The organism is Segatella salivae DSM 15606 (assembly GCF_000185845.1).
Taxonomy (GTDB): Bacteria; Bacteroidota; Bacteroidia; order Bacteroidales; family Bacteroidaceae; genus Prevotella; species Prevotella salivae.
In genome coordinates this window covers 1,553,268-1,561,954 of the sequence record NZ_GL629647.1, presented here as the reverse complement: position 1 = coordinate 1,561,954, position 8,687 = coordinate 1,553,268, and the positions used below count along the sequence as shown (strand labels likewise).

At 49.7% G+C, this 8,687-nt stretch carries 3 protein-coding genes and 2 pseudogenes; 4 read left to right on the top strand and 1 reads right to left on the bottom strand.

Going from position 1 to position 8,687, the window contains the following annotated elements; all coding sequences use genetic code 11:
* Window positions 1-97: 97 nt before the first annotated feature.
* Window positions 98-1,140, bottom strand: a pseudogene (locus HMPREF9420_RS06465) (IS5 family transposase).
* 488 nt (window positions 1,141-1,628) lie between these two features.
* On the opposite strand from HMPREF9420_RS06465, the gene HMPREF9420_RS06460 reads away from it, so the two are divergent.
* From HMPREF9420_RS06460 to HMPREF9420_RS06445, 4 genes and pseudogenes are all read left to right on the top strand, one after another.
* Window positions 1,629-3,278 (top strand): sodium:solute symporter family protein, encoded by a 1,650-nt coding sequence (locus HMPREF9420_RS06460; RefSeq protein WP_248628081.1) that lies wholly within the window; start codon window positions 1,629-1,631, stop codon window positions 3,276-3,278.
* A gap of 15 nt (window positions 3,279-3,293) precedes the next feature.
* Complete coding sequence (locus HMPREF9420_RS06455) at window positions 3,294-5,597, top strand: FAD-dependent oxidoreductase (protein ID WP_007134703.1); 2,304 nt, start codon at window positions 3,294-3,296, stop codon at window positions 5,595-5,597.
* 2 nt (window positions 5,598-5,599) lie between these two features.
* Window positions 5,600-8,053 carry a hypothetical protein gene (locus HMPREF9420_RS06450; protein ID WP_007134702.1) on the top strand — a complete coding sequence of 818 codons (2,454 nt, stop codon included), beginning with the start codon at window positions 5,600-5,602 and terminating at the stop codon, window positions 8,051-8,053.
* Between the two features lie 275 nt (window positions 8,054-8,328).
* Window positions 8,329-8,687, top strand: a pseudogene (locus HMPREF9420_RS06445) (hypothetical protein); the annotation flags it as partial.

Genomic DNA, 8,687 nt, shown 5'->3' with positions numbered 1-8,687 from the left:
CACACTCCTTCCTACCAACAAAAGCATTAGAAAAGACAAAAAGCGGAGCATAAGTTGAGAAATGGCCCGTAGCGTCTTATTTCATCCCATATTTCCCTTATTTGATAGGATTGGACATAATTATTCCTGGACTCTATAAAGATTGTACGTCATGGCCTCCATCATGTGCTGCACATGTATCTTTGCCACTTTCTACTCCTCCAAGGAGCCATCTGTGTATGGAGCTGAATGTACGTTCAACACTATTCCTGCCTTGCAGATGGCAACATTGATACGCTGTACCCTTTCCGTGATCTTACGGCCACAGGTATCCTTTGTGCATGATGCGGCTTCTAAGTTTCATCCTGACCAGCGTCTCCCTGTTCTCCACCGAGTCATAGCCATTGTCGGCATAGACAGGCGTACTTTGCAGGAGGTTGGCTTTCTCCAGCGATGTCTCGAGATGTTTGATGTCGCTCTTATTGGCAGTCGTTGTCTCCTCGGCCAGAACCAGACCATTCTCGTCAGTTGCCGTATGGCGCTTGTAGCCGAAGTGGAGCTTTCCCATCTTCTTGCCCCGCCAAGCCTCTCCGTCCACATTGGGCATGACAATTTCCTTGAGCATGGCTTCTTCCGATGCCCCCCCTCATCTTTCTCGTGACAATCCTCTATCATCTCATACTCCTTCTGGCCACGGGGACGACGGGGAGTATCCGTGATACTTGTGCCAACGATGGCACCGCACTTGACGATAATACCTTTCACCTCAAGCTGGTGGTTGATTTCATTCAGGACCATGTCGTACAGGTCGGCCTCTACCAATGTGTTTCGAAAACGTCAGATGGTTGTGCTGTTGGGAGCAGTATCTTCTATGCCCAAATCGACGAAGCGACTGAAGGAGAGATGGTCGTTCACCTGGTTCTCAACCTCACTATCACTCAGCCCATACTATGTATGCAGAAGTTCGATCTTGAATAGTAGCAGGCTGTCATAACTCGGACGGCCTGTTGATTTATAGCCCTTAGTATAGGCGATTTCTATGATATCCCGGATTGGATTCTATTTGATAATCTGGTCTATCTGAGAGAAGAAGGTATACTTAGCCTTGCGATGGCTGAGGAACATGTCGGCAAAATTGGGAGAGGAGGGCTTCTGTTTCATACCATAAGGGTACCAATTATGGCTGATATGGGAAAACTTTTAGGAGAATAGTTTTGCAGAGGTCTCATATTTCATAGCAAAGACAAATGTCTGCTGAATAATTTTGTAAAGCTATTAAAAATATCTTACGATTTGCCTCACTGTATTATGTAAAGTAAAATAGTTTGTTTAGTAAAATGAATGAGATTTTGAGCTCATTCGATACTAATTATAAATTGAGAATAAACTCCGGGCCTTTTCCTATATATGTATGAAAGTCAAGATAGGTAGAACTATTTACATTCTGAATTTATCATGAACTGGCGTATTGTAAAAACTATTTTTATTTCTGTTTATAGACTAATCTATCTGCAAACGTTTGCGTAAATATTCATTTTCTGCGTTTTGTATGTCATTTATTCATTATATCTTTGTCGCATATTATAACTACATATATTACACGCACCTTTACAATAATCTTTATAACAATGAATCCTATCGATACAATAATGATGATCCTATTAACCATTGGCGTACTTTCAGCTGGTATGGCATTTTCTAAACAAGGAAAGGATATGACCTCATTCTTTGCTGCAGGCGGTGCTGTGCCATGGCAAACTAGCGGGCTCTCCCTCTTCATGAGTTTCTTCTCAGCTGGTACTTTTGTTGTTTGGGGTTCTGTAGCCTATTTGCACGGATGGGTAGCGATAAGTATACAATGGACAATGGCCTTGGCCGGACTGCTCGTGGGTACATGGATTGCTCCCCGATGGCACCGCACAGGCTCGCTCACCGTGGCCGAATACATTAATAAACGCCTAGGCGTACATGTCCAAAAGACTTATACCTTCCTGTTTCTCTTTATCTCACTCTTTCTTACGGCATCCTTCCTCTATCCTGTAGCCAAGATTGTGGAGGTTGCCACTGCACTAGATATCAACCTCTGCATCATTCTCTTGGGCGCATTCTGCATACTCTACGTGTCGGCAGGCGGACTTTGGGCCGTTGTTTCCACCGATGTCTTGCAGTTCATCATCCTCATGGCGGCCATTATTATTGTTGTACCGCTATCACTCGAACGCGTTGACGGCCTACACGCACTCCTCTCGCAACTGCCCGATAGGTACTTTCAGCTTACAGCCAACGAGTATCCCTTACTTTTCATCCTCGCATTCGGACTTTACAACGCCATCTTCCTTGGCGGAAACTGGGCCTATGTACAACGCTTCACTTGCGTTCGCACCAGCACAGATGCCAAGCGCGTGGGTTGGTTCTTCGCTGCTTTGTACTTCGTGAGCCCCATATTGTGGATGCTTCCACCAATGGTTTACTACCTACTTAATCCTTCTTTGGGAGTGATGGAGAGCGAGGGCGCCTATCTTATGATGTGCAAAGAAGTGTTGCCAAAGGGCATATTAGGGCTGATGATAGGCGGAATGATATTCGCCACCACCAGTGCGATGAACTCCAAACTCAACATTGCATCGGGCGTAGTAACCAACGACCTTTATAAACGCCTCTATCCGAACAGCTCGCAGCGGCGACTTATGCTTGTGGCGCGCCTTTCCACCGTGGCCTTTGGCATTATAAGCATACTCATAGCCCTGCTTATACAGCACATGGGCGGCGTTGTCAATGTTGTTATCAGTCTTGCAGCCCTCACGGGCGTTCCACTTTACCTGCCCGTTATATGGACTTTGTTCTCGCATCGGCAAACAGGCACAACGATATTGGCCACCACCATCACCACATTGGTGGTTAATGCGCTGTTCAAGTTCGCGGTGCCAGCACTAACGGGCTTTACGTTTAGTCGCACAGGCGAGATGGTTTTCGGCTGCGCCTTGCCCATCATCATGCTCGCAGCCTTCGAGATTTATTTTATACTGACCGGTAAAACCAGTAACCGCTACGCCGAATATGCCGCATGGGAACAAGCCAACAACGCCAAGCGCAACGCCCTAACGGCACAAGCACAAGCCGAAGCCAAAAGCGAAAACACATACAGCAAGCGCATCATAGGGCTGGGAATATTCTTCATCGGCCTTGCCATCGCCCTGCTAGGCCTGCTCTCCGAGGGACATACCATGCTGGTTACAGGCACTGGGGCTTGCTTTATGCTCATTGGAGTGGCCTTAACATGGAGCATTAAAAAACAATGAAAACAAGAACTAGCAATGATTGAAGAACTATTTGAAAACAATAAACGCACACAACGCGTTCAACACATCGACACCGATCTGCTTGTGGCAGGCGGAGGCATGGCTGGCGTATGCGCTGCCATAGCTGCCGCTCGCCAAGGACTTCGCGTTGCGCTGGTGCAAGACCGACCCGTGCTGGGCGGAAACGCATCAAGCGAAGTGCGACTATGGGTGCTGGGCGCAACATCACACATGGGCAACAACAACCGCTGGGCAAGAGAAGGCGGCCTGCTAAACGAATTACTGGTTGAAAACACCTACCGCAACAAGGAAGGAAACCCCGTTATATTCGACACCGTATTACTAGACAAGGTGCTCGCCGAAAAGAACATATCGTTGTTTCTCAACACCGTGGTCTACGACATTGAGAAAAAAGGTTCGCGCAATATTGCCAGTGTAACGGCTTATAACCCACAGAACGAAACTCGCTACCACTTTAACGCAAAGCTGTTTTGTGATGCAACGGGCGACGGATTGTTGGCCTACATGGCCGGAGCCCAGTATCGGCAAGGGGCGGAAGATGCCGAAGAGTTTGGCGAAAAGTTCGCCCCCAACAAAGAAACATACGGCGAAAAGCTGGGTCACACCATCTTCTTCTACATCAAAGATGCAGGAAAGCCCGTGCAATATGTGCCACCACATTTTGCACTTAGCATCAACGAAGTGGAAAGTAGCATCAACAAGATACACAATCCCGAGTATTTCTCAACCAAAGAAGCAGGCTGCAAATACTGGTGGATTGAGTACGGAGGCCGACTAGACACCATTAAAGATACCGAAGAGGTGAAATATCGGCTGCTCAGTGTGGTGTACGGCATTTGGAACTACATAAAGAACTCAGGCCGCTTTCCCGAATCGCGCAACCTCACCTTAGAGTGGGCAGGTGCCATTCCGGGCAAACGAGAGAGCAGAAGGTTCGTGGGTTATTACATGCTTACCCAACAAGACATCATCGAACAGCGCATGCAACCCGATGCGGTTGCCTTTGGCGGATGGTCGCTCGACCTGCATCCGGCCGACGGTGTGTTTAGCAAAGAGAAGAAAGCCTGCACGCAATGGCATGCCAAAGGCATCTACCCCATTCCCTACCGCTGCTACATCACGCCACATTTAGACAACCTTTTCCTGGCTGGGCGCATCATTAGCGCCACCCATGTGGCCTTCGCCTCAACACGAGTGATGGCCACTTGCGCCGCTGGTGGCGAAGCAGTGGGAACAGCCGCGGCATATTGCATACACCACAATTGCACGCCAGACGAACTGATGGACGAGCAACACATGGCCAAATTGCAAACCTTGCTCACGCGCAATGGCGTTTACCTGCCACAAACCGATGTGCAGATAGCCAACAACGCCCTGCAAACAGCCACCATCAAAGCATCGTCTACATTGGTTTTAGACCAACTGCCACCCAGTGGCGAGTGGAAAACGCTGGTGCATTCGGCAGCACAGATGCTCCCGATAAGCAAAGGTGCAATGCCCAACATCAGCCTTTGGCTTCGAGCTGGCCAAGAAACAAGCCTGAAAGTGGAACTACGCATCAGCAGCAAGACCTTTAATCACACCCCCGACCAAACGTTAGAAACCGTTGAGCTGCCATTGCATGCGGGCGAACAAGAGGTTACATTAGCCTTTAAATGCCACATCCCAACAGACTGCTACGCCTTTGTGTGCTTCATGAAGAACGAACATGTGGCACTGCAAGCATGCAACAGCATCGTTAGCGGCGTAATGGCAACCTTCAACAAGTGCCTTCCGGCCGTGTCCAACTGGGGCAAACAAGAACCGCCTGCCCACATCGGCGTAGAGAGTTTTGAGTTTTGGTGTCCCGAAAGGCGCGAAAAAGCCTATAACATCGCCATGAAAATAACGCCCAGTTTGCGTTGTTTCGCTCCCGAAAACCTGCTCGCACCGCCCTATCGGCCCATAAACAAGCCCAACGCATGGGTTGCAGCCTTGCATGACAAGCAACCCACGCTAACCCTTACGTGGGAAAACGAACAGCAGATAAAGGGCATTAAGCTGTTTACCGACGTGGATTACGACCATCCGATGGAAACCGTTCAATGGGGACACGCCGACAACCGCATGCCCCAATGTGCAGACGGCATCGAGATTATTGCTTCGCCCAACACGCATGTCACCATTACCAATAACTATCAGGCCACGGTAGATGTGCCGTTCGAGGGGCAAGGCATCACCACCAACCGTTTGGAAATACGCCTATCTAACGCTTCGCCCAATGCGGCTGTGGCTTTGATGGGCATTCAATTCATATAATCATGACGCAAAGAAGCATTACCCTAGCCCTAGGCCTGTTGCTTTCTGCATGTGCTCTGCTCCATGCACGCACGCCAAAGCAAATTGTTTATCGCCCAACCGACAACACCCTGGTTGTGCCCACCACGCACGGCCAGGTGCGTTTGCCCCTTAGCGGGCAGCACCTGTTCGTTGCCGACACGGATTTTAAGCCGCAAGTAATCGACACTTTCAAAACTACGCACAACATACATTTCATCGAAGACAACTTTATTTACCCACGGCGGGCATGGCTAAACAACATCACCAACGTGTCGTTGCTCACGGCCGGCACGCACGTTAAGCTGCAAACATATCATGTTCTGTCGCGCCAACCGCTCACATTAAAGGCCGAAAGCCAATGGGCCGATGTGTATCTGCGCTTCTCGGTAAACGGAAACTCCCTCTTCGTAAGCCAAACCCTCGTGCCAAAACAAGATGGCTGCTACTCGTTGTCCACCCCAAGCCTACCCATCGCCAAGCCCCAAACGGGGTTTAAGGCCGTAATACCCGGTTACGTGCATGCCGAATGGGTAAACCCCGACTTCGTTTCGGCTTACGTTTACGAACACGGAATGCCCAACAAACCTGTTGTATACCAAGACAAGTGCGCCACAACGCCTGTGTCTATCCTGCAAACGCAGGGCTTAACCATAGGCATTGCGCCCGAAAAGCAGTTCCCGCGCAAGCCTTACCTCAACGGAGAGAACACGCATGCCCAATGGAACGTGGGCTATGGTGCTATGGATGCCGAGGGAAAACTTAGTCCCCAGTTATATTATCCTGTGCTAGGAACACCCAAGGCAGCATTAAAGAAAGGACAAAAACTGCATTTTGCCTATCGTATCATCCTCTCTAAAAACAACTGGTACGACGTTTATAAGCAGGTTATTTATGGAATGTACAGCTTTGACGACATGCGGAAGACCACCAACGAACAACCGCTAACAACCCGCATAAACAAAATTTACCACTACATGCATACCCAATCGGCACAGCTTTTCCGCAAGGCAGAGTGCGAAGGCGTGCCTATCTGTGCGCAAGATTATCGTGGAGGCGTGCATGGCGCAAACAACGATGCCATGAAAAACGCCGACTATGGGGCCATGTGGATGATGGTGCGCATGGCCAACGATACGGCCTTGGCCAACAACCTGCTGCCCTACGTGCGCAACTTCAAACTAAAACAGCAGTTTGCCACAGGCAAATACGCAGGTGCACCGCAAGGGCAATACTTCTTATGGAAGAGCAAACGTTGGGTGGAAGAATGGGGCGAACACATCGAACCCATTGCCATTACCTATTATTCGCTCATTGATGTGGCCAACATGCTGCTGTTCGAACCCAACGACACCGCCCTGCAAGCAAGTCTGCGCACATCGGCCAACCTATTGCTGACTATGCAAAGGCAAGACGGCAGCTGGCCTTTGGGCGTAAGCCTAAAAGACGAAACCGACATTTTGCCCGACCTAAAAGACCTTCGTCCCACGTTCTACGGCATGTATGTTGCCTATAAAATGTTGGGTGATGATAAGTTTTTACAAGCCGCCGTGCGTGGTGCCAACTGGTTTATAGCGCATGCCGTGCGCCCAACAGCCTTGGTTGGCGTATGCGGCGACACGCGCTTTGCACCCGATTTTGCCACGGCCATGTCGGTTCAGGCACTGCTCGACATGCACCAACTAACGGGCGATGTGCGCTACAAAGACGCTGCTCTTGACATGGCACGCTATTTCACCACCTATATATACACCCATCCAGCCGATGTAACTCCCATTAAAGATAAAGAAGGACACAGCCTCAACCCCCTACAATATACCCAAGCAGGACTGGCTTGCGAACATATCGGCGTTATTGGGTCGGCCAATCCGCAAGGCCCAATCCTCCTTTCAAGCTTTGCGGGCATGTTCGTAAGGCTTTATCAACAAACGGGCGATGTGCTTTTCCTCGACATGGCACGTGCCTCGGCCAATGGCCGCGACCGCTTTGTTGAACCCGAATCGGGCATTGCAGCCTATTATTGGGCACATTTCAACAAGGTAGCCTTACCCTATCCGCAACACGCATGGTGGCAATTGGGCTGGCTAACCGACTATCTTGTGGCCGAAGCCGAGCTGCGCAGCAAAGGGCGCATATCCTTTCCGCGAGGTTTCGTTACGCCAAAAGTTGGACCACACAAGGTTCTGGGTTTCTCTGCTGGCACTATCGACGGCGAAAACGTTGAACTAACCATTGGCAACGACAGCCTTTCGTGCCACAATGCCAACCTCGAATTGCTTGTTGCACGTTCCACAAAAGGCAGTCATGGCTATGCCATCGTTATGAACAGCACCAACCGCCCCACACAAATGCGCCTAACTAACACCAGCGGACAGTGCCTGAAAGCGAGTCTGGTGCCACCCTTTGGTATCGAAATTGTGAAACTAAAAAACATATAACCCAAACAAAATGGCTTTGAAATTACAGTAAAAAACGTTAGGTTTACATCGCAATTGCCTTTAAGTGCCTTACGGCTGCACGCACACGCCCCGCTACAAAGGGGCTTGTAGCGGCACTACAAAAGGCTTGTACTGGCACTACAAGGCACTTGTACTGGCGCTACAACACGCTTGTAGCCCCACTACAAGGGACTTTGTACAGACAGGTTGCTTACAACTTGCTGGCAAATGAACACCTAACAACCAGGTCTGTTTAAACAAAAATAAGTTGTGTTATGGCAAAAACCGTAGCTTTATTGTTGACTTTGTGGTTGGCCTTGCCGCTAAACGGGCAAACCTATATGCTGGAAGCAGAACGCTTTCAGTATGTGGGCGGCTGGAAAGTAGAGAAAGATGCCGAAGCTTTCAATAAGGCCGTGCTCATGGTTACGGCGGGCGGTAGCGGTGCTGCGCATGCCACGACGGTATTCCAAGTGCCGCAAAGCGGACGTTATGTGTTTTGGAGTCGCACGAAAGACTTTCAAACCAAGGCTCCGCGAACCCGCATTTCGCGCCTAATGCTAGACACCATGCAACTTGCCCTGCAAGGCATACACGGCAGGGAGGGTTATCACTGGGAACAGGTAGGCACTGG